Source organism: Prosthecobacter sp. (assembly GCF_044373815.1).
In the GTDB taxonomy this organism is placed as follows: domain Bacteria; phylum Verrucomicrobiota; class Verrucomicrobiia; order Verrucomicrobiales; family Verrucomicrobiaceae; genus Prosthecobacter.
Genome location: NZ_JBIPNG010000031.1, coordinates 1 through 16,162 on the forward strand (window position 1 = coordinate 1; position 16,162 = coordinate 16,162).

The following is a 16,162-nucleotide window of genomic DNA, read 5'->3' on the forward strand; positions in this document are numbered from 1 at the left end:
ATCGCTGTCATCTGCATCCTCGCGTCCTTCCAGTCCGATGACATGAACATCACCCGCACCGCCACCAGCACAGCTTCGCCTGAGACAGTCTTCAAAATCGTGAACGACTTCCGCCAATGGGACTCATGGTCCCCCTGGTCAAAGCTGGATCCGAAAATGACGAAGTCCCTCGAAGGTCCGCCCGAAGGCGTCGGTGCCATCTACAAGTGGTCCGGCAACAATGAAGTGGGCGAAGGCAGCACCACCTTGGTGGAGAGCAAGCCGAATGAAAAAGTCGGCATGAAGCTGGCCTTTGTGCGACCCTTTGCCGGCACCAGTGATGTCCAGTTCACCTTCACCCCCGAAGGCACCGGCACCAAGATCACCTGGGTCATGCAGAGCAAGAAACCCTTCATCGGCAAGATCATGGGCATGTTCATGGACTGCGAAAAAATGTGCGGCGACCAGTTTCTCGAAGGTCTCGCCAACTTGAAGAAGGTAGCGGAAACCGCACCAAAACTCTGAAACTTTATATCAGCCCGACCATGCTCGCGCCTCTCACCATCGTTCAAACCGAAGCACAGCCTGCTGCTGTGATTCACATCACCGTACCACGTGACAAAATTCAAGAAGTCATGGGCCCTGCCATCATGGAAACGATGAACGCTGCCTCTGCGCAGGGTGTCGGGCCCATCGGACCGGTGTTTGCTCATCACTTCGGCATGACGCCTGGCATCTTCAATTTCGAAGTCGGCGTGCCCGTCTCAGGTCCCGTAACATCCGTGGGTCGGGTGAGACAGAGCGAACTGCCCGCCGCCAAGGTCGCCCACACTGTTTACACCGGGTCCTATGAAGGTCTCGGCGATGCCTGGGGTCACTTCATCGACATGATCGAAGATCAGGGCCTCACCCGTGCCCCCAATCTCTGGGAACGCTACCTGACGGATCCATCCACGACGCCAAACCCTGCCGATTACCAAACGGAACTGAACCACCCCATCCTGTAACTTTTCCTCACCATGCCTTTGCCCGCCCCCATCGAATCCCCGCTTTCCGAACGCGAACTCGTCCTCGTACGCGAAACCGATGTGCCCGCTGCCAAACTCTACGCCGGATGGACGCAGCCCGACCTCGTCGTCCAGTGGTTCACGCCCAAGCCCTGGACCACCACGGCTTGCGAGATCGATCTCCGTCCTGGCGGCACTTGCAAAACCACCATGCGCGGCCCTGAAGGCCAGGAGTTCCCCAATGTCGGCATCTACCTCGAAGTCGTGCCCAATGAAAAGCTCGTTTTCACCGACGGCTATCTGCCAAACTGGGAACCCAATCCGAATCACTTCTTCACCGCCATCCTCACTTGGGAAACCCTGCCCGATGGCAAAACCCGCTACACTGCCCGCGCCCGCCACTGGACCAAAGAAGCTTGCGAAAAGCATGCCGCCATGGGCTTCATGGACGGCTGGGGCAAAGCTTTCGATCAACTCGTTGAACTCATGAGCAAGTAACATCCATCTCAGCAACACTCACCGCTCCACGTCCACTCACCCATGTCCCAGTCCAACATCCAACCCTACCTCTTCTTCGGCGGCCGCTGCGAAGAAGCCCTCGAGTTTTACAAATCCGCCATCGGTGCCGAAGTGCAGATGCTCATGCGCTACAGCGACAGCCCCGCCCCCATGCCGCCAGACACACTGCCTGCCGGCTATGAAAGCAAAGTCATGCATGCCAGCATCAAGGTGGGCAGCAGCGTGATCCTGGCCTCCGACGGCTGCGGCGGGGAAGAGAGCAAAGGCTTTCGCGGCTTCTCGCTCTCGCTCGCTTTGCCGACGGAAGCCGAGACAGAGAGCGCCTTCAATGCTCTCGCGGAAGGTGGTGCCGTCAATATGCCTCTAGGCAAGACTTTCTGGTCCTCACGCTTCGGCATGCTGCAGGACAAGTTTGGCATGGGCTGGATGGTCACCGTGGATCCAGCCGCGGATGCCAGACCTGCTTGAATTCCCACCTCTCTCTGCCATGCAAAAAATCAGCCCCTTTCTGTGGTTTCATGACCGTGCCGAAGAGGCCGTAGACTTTTATCTCTCCGTTTTCAAAAACGGCAGGATCCTGCGCAAAACCCGCTACGCCGAGGTGCCGCAGGAAGACAGGCCGCCAAGCCCTCCTGCTGGCACAGTGATGACGGTGGAGTTTGAACTCTTCGGCCAGCATTACACCGCTCTGAATGGCGGCCCCATGTTCACCTTCAATGAATCCATTTCCTTCGTGGTCTCCTGCGAGACTCAGGAGGAGTTGGACAGATATTGGGAAGCGCTTCTCACCGATGGCGGCACGCCTGTGCATTGCGGGTGGCTGAAGGATAAATTCGGCGTCATCTGGCAGGTCATTCCCACGGTGTTGACGGACCTCGTCAGCTCACCTGATCCCGCTGTCTGCTCTCGTGTCACCCAGGCCATGCTGAAAATGATCAAGCTCGACATCGCCACCCTCCAGCAAGCGGCCCAGCCCCAGCAATCTCACCCCCAATCCATGCTCCATCCTCAAGATCCAGCCTCCGAGATCATCAGCACCCGCGTTTTCAACATGAGCCGCGACAGGCTTTTCGACGCCTTCAGCGATCCCAAACAACTTGCTCAATGGTGGGGCCCCAAAGGCTTCACCAATACCTTCGATGAATTCGACTTCCGCCCCGGTGGCGACTGGAAATTCACCATGCACGGCCCTGATGGCAAGGACTACGCCAATCATACCCGCTTCATCGAGATCGCGCCTGCTGAACGCATCGTCTATGAACACATCGCCCCCCACTTCCGCATGACCATCACACTCGGCGATGCCGGATCTGGCACGCACATGATCTGGTGCATGCAGTTTGAAACCGCCGAAATCTGCGAACGCTTCAAACCGATCTGCGTCCCGGCCAACGAAGAAAACTTCGACCGCCTCGCCGCCTTCCTCGGCTAAGTCAGCCTCATTTTGCCTTTCCTCTTTCACCCCAGCTCACCCATGAAATACGCCCGGCTCGTTGCCTCCACCTTGCTCGGACTTCTGTTCGTGATGTTCGCCATTTTGGTTCTGTTCAATCTCATCCCTGCACAGGAATTCCCCAAGGACACCCCCATCTTCCACTTCATGGCTGCCTTTGGCCCCACGGGTTACATGAAATTTGTGAAGGTGTTTGAGTTGCTCGGCGGCATCCTCCTCTTGGTTCCCAAGACAAGAAACCTCGGCCTCCTCTGCCTCGGCCCCATCATCCTGAACATCCTCGCCTTCCATCATTTCGTGGCAGGTGATGGCATCTTTCAGCCCATGCTCATCATCATCTCCCTTCTCGCTCTCTTTCTGCTCTGGTCCGAACGCAAAGCCTGGGCTGGGCTGCTGCGCTGAGAGGACCCGCAGGCGTTCAAAGTGATGCGGGAATTCCTGCCTGCAAGTCGAGCGTCCCAAGACCTTCGTTACGTGCAGTCATCCCACATCACTTCTCCAGTCAAGAACAGCCATAAATGAAAGGTTGTGTGGATGACAACGGTTCACAAAGCCGTCCACCATCCACCATGACCACCCGCCGAAATCGGCTGCGGCGGTCGCGGCACCGGAGTCTGCAAACAGGCGCTCTCCACTGGCTCCAGCACTCGCTAAGGTGGCAAGCTCCTCATAAAACATCCGCACCGGCAAGGTCCGCAACAATGCTGGCTACGCCGCGCATTCAACCCTGATAGGTGTGATGGGTCGCATGGCTACCTGTACTGGACAAGTCATCACCTGGGACACCATATCGCCCGTAAAGCCAGATGAAGACGGCTGGAATACCGTGGCCGTTCCGGGGACGACAATGCCCAAGTGAGTTCACGCCTCATTCCAGCGCCCCCATCCCATGCGCAGCCCGGGCCTGCAGACACTTCTCATCACCCATCTCCACACTCCGGCACGGCGTCGTGCGTTGCTCATAGATGCGGCATGAAACACAAGAGCCAACCTCGCCCTCCAGATTCACACAGCGCACCGGCTTCGCTTCCGTCCCCCGAAAACAAACCTGCCACGGACTCACCTGCACCAGCATGCCTTCATCCAGACCACGCTGCACCGCCTCCTGCCAGTAGAAGGAGACGCGGTAGTGCGCACAGCACGCCCCACAGCTCTGACAGGGTGATGGGTCAAGGTTCATGGCAGGAGTCCCTCCCATAACACTTTTCCTCATTTCAGCTTCGACATTTCTTCAGCCTTCAGATTGACTCATTCCCGCAATCATGTCTTCCACGTCCCCCAAATGGTATTCCACCGTCACCCGCTACCAGTGGCTGGTGTTGCTTGTAGCTTCACTCGGCTGGGTCTTTGATGCCTTTGAAGGACAGATCTACAATCTGACGCGGGCAGACATGCTGCCGGAACTATTGCATGTGAAAGCAGATGATCCCCTCGTGAAAATATGGGGCGAGCGCTTTCTCGGCATCTTCCTTCTTGGCGGCACCTTTGGCGGACTGCTCTTCAGCTCTCTCGCAGACAAATGGGGCCGCAATCCCGTGATGGCTCTGACTATTCTCTTCTACTCGGTGTTCTCCGGCATCACCGCCTTTGCCGGTGAGATCTGGGAAGTGGGCGTCCTGCGCTTTCTGGTCGCGATGGGCGTGGGCGGCGAGTGGGCCGTCGGCGCGGCATTGGTGGCCGAAGTATTTCCCAAAGAAGCACGCGAACGCGCAGGCGGTATCTTCCACGCCACCAGTGTGGCAGGCCTGTGGCTCGCGGCTGCTTCTGGACTGTGGGTGGGAACCCAATGGCGCACCGCCTACATGCTCGGCGTCATCCCCGCGCTCCTCGTGCTCTGGGTCCGGCTCAGCATCAAAGAGCCAGAGTCATGGAAAGAGGCGCGGCAAACCAAGGCCGCGCGCATGGGCAGTTTCAGTGAATTGCTCGGCACTTCGCGCTGGCGCTCGCGTGCTATCTTCGGTGCGCTGCTGGCCATGGTGGGACTCGCCACATTTTGGGGTGTGGTGGTCGCAGGCCAGGACATCGCCGCTGATTTTCTCAAGCGTGCGGGAGATCCCGACTGGGCCAGCAAATCCAAGATCGCCTTTGGTTTCATTCAAACGGCAGGCGCAGGTGCAGGCATGCTGGCCTTTGGCCCACTGAGCGCACGCTGGGGCTGCAAAAAGACCTTTGTCATCATGCATCTCGCCGCACTGGCCATGACCCCCATCATCTGCTGGCTCCCATCCTATGTCGGCAGCTACACTCTGCTTCTCGTACTGCTGCCGGTGTTCGGCTTCTTTGCCCAGGGCATCCATGCGGGCTACGCAGCGTTTTTCCCGGCGCTGTTTCCCACCCATCTGCGCGCCACGGGTTCCGGCTTCTGTTTCAACACCGGCCGCCTTCTCGCTGCGCCAGTGCTTATCTGGCTCAGCGCCTGGATGAAATCCACCATGGATCTGCGCACCGCCATCACCTGCCTCGGTGGTTTTTTTCTGCTCGGCCTGATTTTCCTCACTTGTCTGCCAGAGACACAGGGAGAAGACTTACCAGAGTAACACGCGCCCATGCCCACGGTCCAATTCACCGCCAACCTCGCGAGCCAGACCGCAGCACCCATCTGCCAGGTGGAGGGAGCCACCGTGCGCGAAGCGTTGTACGCCGTCTTCGCTCAGCATCCCACGCTGCGCAGCTACGTGCTGGATGACCAGGGCGCGGTGCGGCAGCATGTCGTCGTATTTGTGGATGGCACCGCGATCATTGACAGGCCAAAGCAAACGGATGCCGTGAGACCGGATACGGAAATCTTTGTGATGCAGGCACTCTCAGGAGGATGAAATCATGAGCACGAAACTCTACCTCGGCACCCGCAAAGGACTCATCGAAGCAGAACGCAGACCTGCTGGGTGGCGTATCACCCGCAATTCCTTTCTCGGCGTGCAGGTGCCCATGCTACTGCCTGATGCACGTGATGGCACACTCTACGCCGCCGTTGAGCACGGGCATTTCGGCACCAAATTTCATGCCTCTCACGATGCGGGCGCGAGCTGGGAGGAGCGCGCCTGCCCGGCCTTCCCGCCCAAACCGGAGGACACGACAGACGTAGTCAATTTCGTGAGCCAGCAGCCCATCCCATGGGACCTGAAAAAAGTCTGGGCGCTGGAAGCCGGAGCAGTGCCAGGTGAGCTGTGGTGCGGCACGCTGCCCGGCGGCTTGTTTCACTCACTTGATGGGGGTGCCTCATGGCATCTCGTCGAAAGCCTGTGGAATGATCCCGGACGCGCCAAATGGATGGGGGGCGGCGCGGATTGGCCCGGTATTCACACCATCCTTGTCGATCCGCGCAACCGCCACCGTCTGCTCATCGCCGTCTCCTGCGGCGGCGTGTGGGAGTCCACCGACAACGGTTCAAGCTGGACCAACATCGGCACCGGCATCCGTGCGGAATACGTGCCGCCAGAGCAGGCCTATGACCCCGGCATTCAAGATCCTCACCGCATCGCCTGGAGCAGGGCGGACCCGGACACGATCTGGATGCAGCATCACAACGGCATCTTCCACACCACGGATGGCGGCAAAAACTGGAGCGAGAGCCTGAATGCCAATCCCTCCAATTTCGGCTTCGCTGTGGCCATGCATCCTCAGGACCCGCAAACCGCATGGTTTGTGCCCGGCATCAAAGACGAATTACGCGTGGCCTGTGATGGCGCCCTCTGCGTCATGCGCACTCGCGACGGCGGCCAGACCTTTGAAGCTCTGCGCCACGGCCTGCCGCAGGAGCATGCGTACCACCTGGTCTATCGCCACTGCCTCGATGTCACCGGCGATGGCCGCACCCTCGCCTTCGGCAGCACCACAGGCTCCGTCTGGATCAGCGAAAACGGCGGCGACTCTTGGGAACGCCTCAGCGCCGATCTGCCTCCCATTTATTGCGTGCGGTTTGGGTGATGCCTGATCAGAATTAGTGACATCCTTCCATGCATCATCCGGCTTTGATGCTGCGCAACAGATCCCCGCTGATGATGTCCAGACGCGGGCGGTTCTTGGGAAAGATAATCGGCGAACGACTGGCCACGGCCAGCGCCGCCAGTTCTGGCTCGGTGAGTTTTTCAACCGGCTTGCCAAACAGACGCTCGGACAGATGATGAATGCCCGTCTGGCCCGCTCCATCGTTCAGACATCCGCAGTAGAGCAGGTCCCGCTCTGCCTCGGACAAATGCCAGTACAGAGACCAACTCCAAAAAAGCGTCCGTGTATGCCAGTGAAAAGCATCGGTTTCGCTCAGGCCATATCTCACAAGCAAACACCGGGCGGTGAAATGATCTGGCAAGCCGCCTCCCGCATGCAAGCACTGGATAAGAAAAGGCGGCAGCGTGGGCGTCGCCGCCTTTTGCGACTCAATCATCTGCCTAATCTTCGGAAGCCGAGGCCGAAATGACACCACATCTGAGCGCAGAAACAAGATGCTCACCCATGCCACCAAAAGCACGAAGACCAGCAATGGGATCAGCAAGAGCAGCCGCAGAATGCGCCGCCCGCTGATGGCAGATTGGATGGGCTCTGTCTCCTGGCTGCTCATGATCGTCTGGGCCAAGGCATGAAGATTCCCGGCTGACTCAGTCTGCTCTAAATTGCATTCCTTCCAAGGCTAGTCGTGTGAAATGGATGTGAAACTGACATGCCAAACGCATGCCTGCCAGCCATCTCGCCCGTTTCATTCTTGGCCCTTCGGAGCCTTCGCCTGCTCCCACTCAATCGTTCCCAGCGCCTGAATCGCCGCAAGGAAATCAGGGTCTTTCGCATCCTCGGCAACGATGCTGATCGTGACGAGAACATCTGGCACGGGGGCCACGAAAGCCGTTGAGACGGCTTTGGCTTTTCCTGCTTCAGCGGGGGAGGTGTCCGTGTATTCAGCGTGGCACCCGACACCCTGCTTGAGCTTGATTTCTTGCATCTGCCCCTCTCCTTCCACCGAACCGGCTGCGACAAACCTCTGTGCCGTTTGCTGGATGTCGTTCAGGGTCTTGTAGCTCAACGAACTGTTGAAAAAGGTCATCTTCCAGCTCTTATTGGGGTCAGCGATGGAAAAAAGCGACAGCGTATGCTGCTCTCCGGTTCCGATGCCTTGGGTCACACAATGGTTCCCGGCACGCCATGTCGACGGCACATCAATCTGCACCCGGCCAATGCTGCCCAAAATAAACTGCTGCCCCGGCCCCTTGAACCTGGAAAACGTGCAGTAAAAGAGAGACTCCGCCAGCTTCTTCAGCACCAGCTTGTCATCGTCGGCCGGTGAAATGACCGAGGCATGCACATCCACCCATTTCCCCAGCAGTTCGAAGCAGCAGCTGGTGTGTGCTTGGGTGGATTTCTCCCCCTGGCTCTCGTCCACGGTCACATAGTCCACGCATTCACACATGGGCGTGCTCCATTGCTTGACGCTGTCCTTGTGAATCATCGGGTTCTGGCTGGCCTGCTTCCAGAAGTGATCGCGACAGGCTTTGCTGTCGCCACCCTTGCCGACCGGCGCTCCCACAAAAGCTGAGACATTGAACCGCCCTGCATTTGCCCGGTAGGTCAGCCCATCGGCATTGTACTCCCGACTTTCCACAGCAAGCACCGGGCCCTCAAACTTGATCTGCCAGCCCTGGCCCACCACGGGTATGGTCAGGATTTCGGCATGCAGGACTGCACAGCCAAACACACTGACTAGCAGCCCCGTGATGACATGCCTCATGCCTTCGAAAGTTGGGGAATTGTTCACAACATCGCAGGCGCAAAGCCATCCTTCTGCTTCTTCTTCAGCTTGCCCATGCGGACGAGCTCCACATCCGCAGCCACCACCTTGTACTCAGGACAAAGGGTGTCGCCATCGCAGCCCTGGCCAGTGACGTTGTTCACCATGGCATCGGGAAAGTGGAAGGTGGTGTAAAGAATCCCGGGCTTCACCTCATCGGTGACGCGGGCTTCCAGCTCCACCTCACCGCGCGCGCTGGAAAGCCGCGTGATGTCACCCGTGCGAATGCCTTTACGCTTCGCGTCCTCGGGATTAATCGAGAGCAGGTCCTGCGTCACGATCTCACTGTTGCCCGTGCGGCGCGTCATGGTGCCGCAGTTGTAGTGCTCCAAAATGCGCCCCGTCGTGAGGATGAAGGGGAACTCCTGTCCATTGGTCTTCAGCTCGTTGGACTCCACCCATGGGAAGAAATGGAAGTGGCCTTTGCCACGAGTGAACTGCTCCTGATGCATGATCTGCGTGTCCACACCGCCTTCTTTCACCGGCCACTGCTTGCCATTGATGCCCAGATTTTCCCAGGTCGCTCCTTTGAAGAAAGGCACGATCTGCGCGATCTCCGCCAGCACACCATCCGGCGTGTAGTCCGCCTGAGGGAAGCCAAAGCGCTGCAGGATTTCGCACATGATCTGGCCGTCAGGCTTGGTGCCCGCGAGCGGCTTCACGGCAGCGTTCACGCGCTGCATGCGGCGCTCAGCATTGGTAAAGGTGCCGCTCTTTTCCAAGAAGGAGGAGGCAGGCAAAATCACGTCGGCATACTTCGCCGTTTCGGTCATGAAGATCTCCTGCACCACAAGGAACTCGAGACTCTCCATCGCATGGCGCACATGATGCGCATCCGGATCTGTCTGCACCACATCTTCACCCATGAGCCAGAGTGCCTTCAGCTTGCCTTCGACGGCAGCGTCAAACATCTGCGGAATTTTCCAACCGGGTTCGCTCGGGCTCGGCACACCGTAGAAGTCTGCGTAGCGCTTCTGTACTTCCACGTCGGCCATTTCAAAATAACCGGCACCTTGATGCGGCTGGCAGCCCATGTCCGCAGCCCCCTGCACGTTGTTCTGGCCGCGCAGCGGATTCACACCCACGCCAGGACGACCAATATTGCCGGTCATCATCGCGAGGTTCGAAATGAGCATGACCGTCTTCGCGCCCTGCTCATGCTCGGTGACACCGAGTCCATGGAAGCTCATCGCAGCTTCAGCGGAGGCGTATTCGATGGCGGCGGCGCGAACGAGTTCCAAACTCACGCCGGTGATTTTTTCCAGCGCCGGCAGGTCCAGCGCGCGCAGCCCGTTCTCAAACTCATCCCAGTTCTCACAGCGCTTCTTGACGAACTCAGTCTTCACGAGACCGGCATCGAGGATGCAGCGGGCAAACATGTTCAGCAGCGCCACGTTCGTTCCGGGGCGCAGTTGCAGATGATGCTTCGCATACGGCACCAGCTCGATCTTGCGCGGATCAATCACGATCAGCGGGGTGCCCTTCATGATGTGCTGCTTCAGACGCGCACCCGTCACAGGGTGGCCTTCCGTCGGGTTCGCACCGATGACCATGATGCAGCGCGTGTGCTCGATGTCCTCATACGAGTTCGTGGCCGCGCCCGTGCCAAAGCTCTTCTGCATGCCCCAGGCCGTCGGCGAATGGCAGACGCGGGCGCAGCAGTCGATGTTGTTCGTGCCCATGACGCCACGGATGAACTTCTGCATGAGGTAGTTCTCCTCATTGGTGCAGCGTGCGGAGGAAATCCCCGCCACCGCCTGACCGCCGTGATCGTTTTTGATGCGCGTCAGATTGGCGAAGATGTGATCGTAAGCTTCCTCCCACGTCGATTCCTTGAACTGTCCATCTGGCTGCTTGATCAGCGGCGTCCGCAGGCGATCCTTGTGATTGTAGAATTTAAAGGCAAAGCGTCCCTTCAGGCAGGTGTGCGCATGGTTCACTTCGGCATCCACCGGAGCCTGAATGCTCAGCACCTGATCACCCTTCGTCGCCACATTGAGATTGCAGCCCACACCACAGTAGGTGCAGATCGTGCGCGTCTTCTTCGTTGCCTCGATGGACTTGGAAAAGAACACATCACTGATCGCCGAAGTCGGGCAAGCCTGGGAACACGCCCCGCAGGAAACGCACTCGGAGTCGGCAAACGATTCATCCAGTCCCTTGATGATCTTCGCGTTGAATCCACGGCCATGCATCGAAAGCACATGCTGCCCCTGGATTTCATCGCACGCACGCACGCAGCGCGAGCAGTTGATGCACTTGGAAAGCTCGGACGTCATGTAGGCGTGCGAGTGGTCCTTCTTGCGGTCCAAATGGTTCGCCCCCGCCGGATAGCGCACCCCGCGGATGCCCACCTTTGCAGCCACTGTTTGCAGTTCGCAGTTGCCGCTCACCTCGCAGGTCAGGCAGTCCAATGGATGATCCGTCAGCACCAGTTCAACGATGTTCTTGCGCAGCTTCCGCACCTTCGGCGATTCGGTAAACACATGCATCCCCGCCGTCAACGGCGTGTGGCATGAGGCCACCACGCGGCGCGGCCCGTCTGCCTGTAACGCGACCTCGACTGAACACACGCGGCACGCGCCATAAGGCTCCAGTTGCGGCGCATCACACAGCGTCGGCACATGCCCGCGCCCGCGATGGCGGTCGATGAAATTCAGCAGCGTGTCGCCTTCATTGAACTGACAGGCATCGCCATCAATGAAAGCGGTGAGAGTGGATAGATCCTTGACCATAAAAGAGGTGGTTTTGGGATGAAGACTAGGCTTTGAAATAGGAATTAAGTTCGGCACCAAAATGCTCCAGCGCATTCTTGATGGGCAGCGGCACACCGCCACCGAGAGCACAAAGGGAAGTCTGCTCCATCGTATCGAGCAAATCAGTGATCAGTTCGCGGTCGATCTTGTAGCTGCTGTCGCTCCGCGCCTTGGCGATGAGTTCCTTGCCACGCGTGCTGCCGAGGCGGCAGGGGAAGCATTTGCCGCAGCTCTCGTCAGCGGTGAACTGGAAAAGATGCTGGATGTATTCGATCATCGGCATCGACTCCGGAATGCTGACGACGCCGGCATGACCTTTCATAAACCCCTCATACTTGAACGACTCGAAATCGATCGTGAGTTTTCCGACGTGACTCATCGGCACGATGCCGCCGAGCGGCCCGCCAATTTGAAGAGCTTTGACCTTCGTTTTGAAGCCGCCAGCCAGGTCGATCACCGTCTGCAACGGCGTGCCCATGGCGACTTCATAAATCCCGGGCCTCACGAAATGGGAATCCAGCGAGAGCAGCTTCGGCCCGGTGGACTTCGGTGTGCCGATTTGCGCGTACCCTTTGCCACCCAGCGTGAGGATTGCGTGGATGTTTGCCAGGGTTTCCACGTTGTTGACGATCGTCGGCTTGCGGAAAAGCCCTTCGATGGTGGGAAACGGCGGACGCGTGCGCACTTCCGGGCGCTGGCCTTCGAGGCTGGCAAGCAGCGCGGTTTCTTCACCGCAGATGTAGGCTCCCGCACCTTTGATGGACTTCAGCATGAAGTTGAAGCCGCTACCCAAAATGTCCTTCCCCAGCAGCCCCGCAGCACGCAGGTCTTCGATGGCTTCATTGATGATCGTGACGGAATCCGGATACTCAGCGCGAATGTAAAGTATGCCGTTCTCCGCACCCGCAAACCAACCCGCAACCATCATTCCCAGCAGCACGCTGTGCGGCTGTTTCTCCATGAGGTATTTGTCGATGTAGGCTCCTGGATCTCCTTCGTCCGCATTGCAGACGATGTATTTGTCCTTGCCTTCAGCGGCGCGGCAGGAGGACCATTTGAAGTGCAGTGGGAAACCCGCACCGCCTCGGCCACGCAATCCGCTTTCCTTCAGTTCAAGGCCCAGCGCGTCACGATCACCGCCTGCGATGAGCTTTTTAAACGGCGCGTAGTATGCGTCAATGCCGGGAAACTCGGCTGTGAGTTGTGCAGGCTGCAGATGCGACACCACCGCATAGCGATCTTCCGCATCCCCCTTCCCCGTCTTCACGAGTTCGGCCAGTGCGTCATCACTCTGCCCTGAGTAGTTCTTCCCCTGATACTGCAGCGCCCCGCCCTCATGGCAGCGGCCCAGGCAGCAAATATGGCCGATCTCCTCTTTTTTGAAATGCGTCTCCAGCGTGTGGTGCAGTTTGTCCTGCGTGCCAGCGCACAAGCAGGCGCTGCCGTTGCAGACGAACACCTTCTTGCCCTCATTCTCCTTTTTCAGGAAGTCATAGAAGGAAACAGCTCCGAGCGTGATGGCATCCCCAAACAAGTGATCCTGCCCCATCTGGTGCACCACATCATTCTTCTCAGCCGTTCCCGCCTTGTCGGCGGCATCGACCATGCGTTCAAAGACGTTTTTTTCGACACCTTTGCGGAAAGAGAGGGCACTGAGATTTTTGGACATGCGTTGGTTGGGGAAGATTAACGACCAAAACCTGCGAATGCATGCTCAAAAATTGAGATTAAACCGCTTCCACGATGATCTTTTCGCCCCTCACCTCGCGCACACGGACGGCACTGCCGCTTTGCAGATACCCCCCCTCCACCATCGCCTCGATAAGCCTTCCGCCGATATCGATGGTTCCATAAGGGCGCAGAGCGCTCCGAGCCGTGCCGCTGTCTCCCACTTGCGCCCGGATGGCATCCCGCATCGCCGGGGCATCATTCAAGGTCCCACCGGCGGAAGTTTGCAGGATCAGCGAACGGAACGGGCGCAGATCCGGCAGCCAGAGACACACCAGCGTGATGATCACCGCCGCCCCAGTCACTCCGAGCGCAAAATTGCGGAAACCGGTGGCATACGCAGCAAGGTTAAAGCTGTCCGCGCTGGCACCGCTCGGCGGCAGCACCTCCCAGCCGGACATCGCATAGACCAGCGCCACCATCACACATATAAAGCCCGCGATCCCCGGCAGAATCGTCCCAGGTGCCGCCAGCAGTTCTACGCCGATCAAAACGATGCCCGCCACAAAAATAGCCGCCACGACCATCGTTTCCTGCCCGGCCAGACTCCCGGCCACGTAGTGCCCAAAGAAAAACAGCGCAAACGCCGCGACGGAAACGAACCCAGGCAGACCAAAACCGGGTGTCTGCATTTCGAGATATCCACCCGCGAGCCCGATCAGGATCAAAATCGCCGCATAGCGTGTGACCCAGATGGCGATCATTTCAAAGCCCGTGGGCTCCGCAGTGATGACCTCCCCCTTCAGGGATTCGAGTTGTTTGATTTCCTCGATCGATTTGACGATCCCCTTGGCCAGCAGCGGCTTGCCATCGATCTGCATCGTTGCCTGCGCAGAATCCAGCGTCACTATCTCTCCTTTCGGAATGATCACCTGCCCGTTGATGCTGAGTCCACGGTCCATGTCGATCATCCCTTCGATGATACGGACATCGTGCCCCTTCTCGCGCACCACCGTGCGGGCCATGCCCATGAATGCGGAATTGTTCTTCGCGCGCTCGGCCTGGGCCAGCGGTGTGCCGTCGCCTGAAACCGGCGTGGAGGCACCAATGGCGCTGGCGGGCGCCATGTAGATGGTGTTCGTCGCCATGGCGATCATGGCGCCGGCGGAGATGGCCCGGGTGTTCACAAAGGCAAAGCTGCGCGCCTTGAGATTCTGCAGGTCCTGCATCATCAGGCTGATCGTGTCCCAGGCCAGTCCTCCGGGCGTATCGAGCTCAAAGATCACCGCCTCCGCGCCGTCGCTGTTGCAGCGGGTGAGCGTGCGCTTCATGAACTCAAAACGCGCTGGCAGGATCAGATCGTCCTGCCCCACGGGAATGACGACGACTTTGCCTGCATAGCTTTGGCTGCTGGTAAAGGCAGGGACTTCACTCTGCCTCGCTTTGGGCTCCACCTCAGGCGCAGGCTTGGCTGCCACCGCTTTTTTAAGAGTTTGGTCATACCAGACCGCGTTGAGGATGACCAGTTTCCCCTTCGGCTCGGCGGCTTTTGCCAAGGCCTCCACGTCAGAAATGATCGCACGTGCCAGCAGCGGTGTGCCATCCACGGCCTGCACGGCGGTGTCGGCGTCCAGCAGCAGCAGCTCCCCTTTGTCCGCCAGCGTCAGGGTGCCAAGCACCAAACCCTTGTCGCGATCCACAAAGGCATCGGCGATTTCAGGGCGATGCCCCTTGAGCTTGCACAGGCTGCGGGCACCGGCTTTCAGCACGGCCAGCGACTCCGCCAGCAGGGTGTCCTGCGCTTTTTGTGAGAGCTCTTCACCCGTCTGCACCTTCGGCGGAGCCGCACCGATGCGGGAACCGGGAGCCATCCAGATCTCATCACAGGCCAGCGCCAGCAAAGCACCGCCACCGATGGCTGAAGTGTTCACATAGGCCTTCGTTTTGATTTTCAACCGGGCGACCTCCTCCGCCAGAGACAGCGCAGCTTGGGCGTGACTCTGTGTGACGTTGATGTCGAAAATCAGCCCCGCCGCCCCTTGTTTGATCGCTTCATCCATCCACTGCCGCAGCTCGCGCCAGCGCCGTATGTCCTCGATGTCAGAATCGGTGACACCCACCCGGGCCATCTGGCCGGTCAGTGGAGCCGCGAAGCCCGTGGCAGAAAGCACCGCCAAGCTGGCCAGCAGAAGAAGACGTAAGATTTGCATGCTCAAGACTACGAGGGTGTCGTCCGCACCGCAACCAGCACTGCGTCAGCCTTTTTTGCCAAACAGCAGCCGCCAGACAAACATCAGAATCAACGCCCCGCCCACGGCCGTGGCGATGCCTTTGATGCTGAATTCGCCCACGACACCCCAGTGGAAAAGGCTGCCGACCTTGCCACCGATGATGCTGCCAATGATTCCCAGCAGCACCGTGGTGATGGGGTTCATGCCCTGCCTGCCGGGCATGATGAATTTCGCCAGAATGCCAGCGACCAGTCCGAGCGCCGACCAGATAAGAAGTCCTTGGAGTGACATAAGGCTGCCATGCTACGGAGTCCGCCCCCGTACCGTCAATTCCATTCCTACTGCTTCTTTGCAACCTGCTGCCATGCATTCCAGCCTCCCTTCAGCACAAAGGCGTTCTCAATGGGCAATGTCTGTTTGAGACGCTCGAGAATTTTGCGGCTGGCATCGCACTTCACTGCATTGCAGTAGATAATGATGGGTTTCGTATTGGTCTGCAGCGTGTCCAGCAAACCAAAGAGCTGCTCCTCAAAATGCTGTTCGTTCAGCAGAACCGCACCCGGAATGTGCCCGGCATCATACTGCTCCTGGATGCGGGCGTCGATCCACAGCACCTTGCCCTGCCAGCGCTCTTGAATGACCTGCATGGAGACCTCGTCATTTCGCAGCGGCTCCTCCACCAGATACAGCGCCGGGGCACGCGGGTGCCACTCACGGGTGGCCCAGGCAGCCGTGGCAGCGAGCAGGATGAGAAACGTGGCCTGACGAAGCAT

The 16,162-nt window shown here is 58.7% G+C and carries 18 protein-coding genes; 10 read left to right on the plus strand and 8 right to left on the minus strand.

The window, feature by feature from the left end:
* The 6 genes from ACIREA_RS04520 to ACIREA_RS04545 form a co-directional block, all read left to right on the plus strand.
* Positions 1-504 (plus strand): SRPBCC family protein (locus ACIREA_RS04520; RefSeq protein WP_397380985.1); only part of this gene is annotated, 504 nt, incomplete at its 5' end.
* A 20-nt stretch (positions 505-524) separates the two neighbouring features.
* Positions 525-986, plus strand: coding sequence for a GyrI-like domain-containing protein (locus ACIREA_RS04525; RefSeq protein WP_397380987.1), 462 nt, complete (start codon positions 525-527; stop codon positions 984-986).
* 12 nt (positions 987-998) lie between these two features.
* Entirely contained in the window at positions 999-1,484 is a 486-nt protein-coding gene (locus ACIREA_RS04530; protein ID WP_397380989.1) for an SRPBCC family protein, read from the plus strand.
* A 42-nt stretch (positions 1,485-1,526) separates the two neighbouring features.
* Positions 1,527-1,973 (plus strand): VOC family protein, encoded by a 447-nt coding sequence (locus ACIREA_RS04535; RefSeq protein ID WP_397380991.1) that lies wholly within the window; start codon positions 1,527-1,529, stop codon positions 1,971-1,973.
* A gap of 19 nt (positions 1,974-1,992) precedes the next feature.
* Positions 1,993-2,937 carry a VOC family protein gene (locus tag ACIREA_RS04540; RefSeq protein WP_397380993.1) on the plus strand — a complete coding sequence of 315 codons (945 nt, stop codon included), beginning with the start codon at positions 1,993-1,995 and terminating at the stop codon, positions 2,935-2,937.
* Between the two features lie 42 nt (positions 2,938-2,979).
* Complete coding sequence (locus tag ACIREA_RS04545; RefSeq protein WP_397380995.1) at positions 2,980-3,360, plus strand: hypothetical protein; 381 nt, start codon at positions 2,980-2,982, stop codon at positions 3,358-3,360.
* A 466-nt stretch (positions 3,361-3,826) separates the two neighbouring features.
* On the opposite strand, the gene ACIREA_RS04550 is transcribed toward ACIREA_RS04545, so the two are convergent.
* A complete protein-coding gene (locus ACIREA_RS04550; protein ID WP_397380997.1) occupies positions 3,827-4,138 on the minus strand; it encodes a YkgJ family cysteine cluster protein in 312 nt (103 codons plus the stop codon).
* Between the two features lie 82 nt (positions 4,139-4,220).
* On the opposite strand from ACIREA_RS04550, the gene ACIREA_RS04555 reads away from it, so the two are divergent.
* The 3 genes from ACIREA_RS04555 to ACIREA_RS04565 are packed head-to-tail and all read left to right on the plus strand — an operon-like array spanning position 4,221 to position 6,885.
* Positions 4,221-5,495: an MFS transporter gene (locus ACIREA_RS04555; protein ID WP_397380999.1), complete on the plus strand. Its 1,275-nt coding sequence runs from the start codon at positions 4,221-4,223 to the stop codon at positions 5,493-5,495.
* A 9-nt stretch (positions 5,496-5,504) separates the two neighbouring features.
* Entirely contained in the window at positions 5,505-5,774 is a 270-nt protein-coding gene (locus ACIREA_RS04560) for a MoaD/ThiS family protein (protein WP_397381001.1), read from the plus strand.
* A 4-nt stretch (positions 5,775-5,778) separates the two neighbouring features.
* Positions 5,779-6,885, plus strand: coding sequence for a WD40/YVTN/BNR-like repeat-containing protein (locus ACIREA_RS04565; RefSeq protein ID WP_397381003.1), 1,107 nt, complete (start codon positions 5,779-5,781; stop codon positions 6,883-6,885).
* A gap of 34 nt (positions 6,886-6,919) precedes the next feature.
* On the opposite strand, the gene ACIREA_RS04570 is transcribed toward ACIREA_RS04565, so the two are convergent.
* Positions 6,920-7,234, minus strand: coding sequence for a hypothetical protein (locus tag ACIREA_RS04570; RefSeq protein WP_397381005.1), 315 nt, complete (start codon positions 7,232-7,234; stop codon positions 6,920-6,922).
* A gap of 166 nt (positions 7,235-7,400) precedes the next feature.
* Here ACIREA_RS04570 and ACIREA_RS04575 point away from each other — a divergent pair, with 166 nt between their 5' ends.
* Positions 7,401-7,538 carry a hypothetical protein gene (locus ACIREA_RS04575; RefSeq protein WP_397381007.1) on the plus strand — a complete coding sequence of 46 codons (138 nt, stop codon included), beginning with the start codon at positions 7,401-7,403 and terminating at the stop codon, positions 7,536-7,538.
* A 113-nt stretch (positions 7,539-7,651) separates the two neighbouring features.
* On the opposite strand, the gene ACIREA_RS04580 is transcribed toward ACIREA_RS04575, so the two are convergent.
* From ACIREA_RS04580 to ACIREA_RS04605, 6 genes are read right to left on the minus strand one after another with little or no spacing between them, the layout of a single operon-like run.
* Entirely contained in the window at positions 7,652-8,674 is a 1,023-nt protein-coding gene (locus ACIREA_RS04580; RefSeq protein ID WP_397381009.1) for a hypothetical protein, read from the minus strand.
* A gap of 23 nt (positions 8,675-8,697) precedes the next feature.
* Complete coding sequence (gene fdhF, locus ACIREA_RS04585) at positions 8,698-11,469, minus strand: formate dehydrogenase subunit alpha (protein ID WP_397381011.1); 2,772 nt, start codon at positions 11,467-11,469, stop codon at positions 8,698-8,700.
* A 25-nt stretch (positions 11,470-11,494) separates the two neighbouring features.
* Entirely contained in the window at positions 11,495-13,159 is a 1,665-nt protein-coding gene (locus ACIREA_RS04590) for an NADH-ubiquinone oxidoreductase-F iron-sulfur binding region domain-containing protein (RefSeq protein ID WP_397381013.1), read from the minus strand.
* 58 nt (positions 13,160-13,217) lie between these two features.
* Positions 13,218-15,368 carry a hypothetical protein gene (locus ACIREA_RS04595; RefSeq protein WP_397381015.1) on the minus strand — a complete coding sequence of 717 codons (2,151 nt, stop codon included), beginning with the start codon at positions 15,366-15,368 and terminating at the stop codon, positions 13,218-13,220.
* A gap of 45 nt (positions 15,369-15,413) precedes the next feature.
* Complete coding sequence (locus tag ACIREA_RS04600) at positions 15,414-15,680, minus strand: GlsB/YeaQ/YmgE family stress response membrane protein (RefSeq protein ID WP_397381017.1); 267 nt, start codon at positions 15,678-15,680, stop codon at positions 15,414-15,416.
* 47 nt (positions 15,681-15,727) lie between these two features.
* Positions 15,728-16,162 carry a rhodanese-like domain-containing protein gene (locus ACIREA_RS04605; RefSeq protein WP_397381019.1) on the minus strand — a complete coding sequence of 145 codons (435 nt, stop codon included), beginning with the start codon at positions 16,160-16,162 and terminating at the stop codon, positions 15,728-15,730.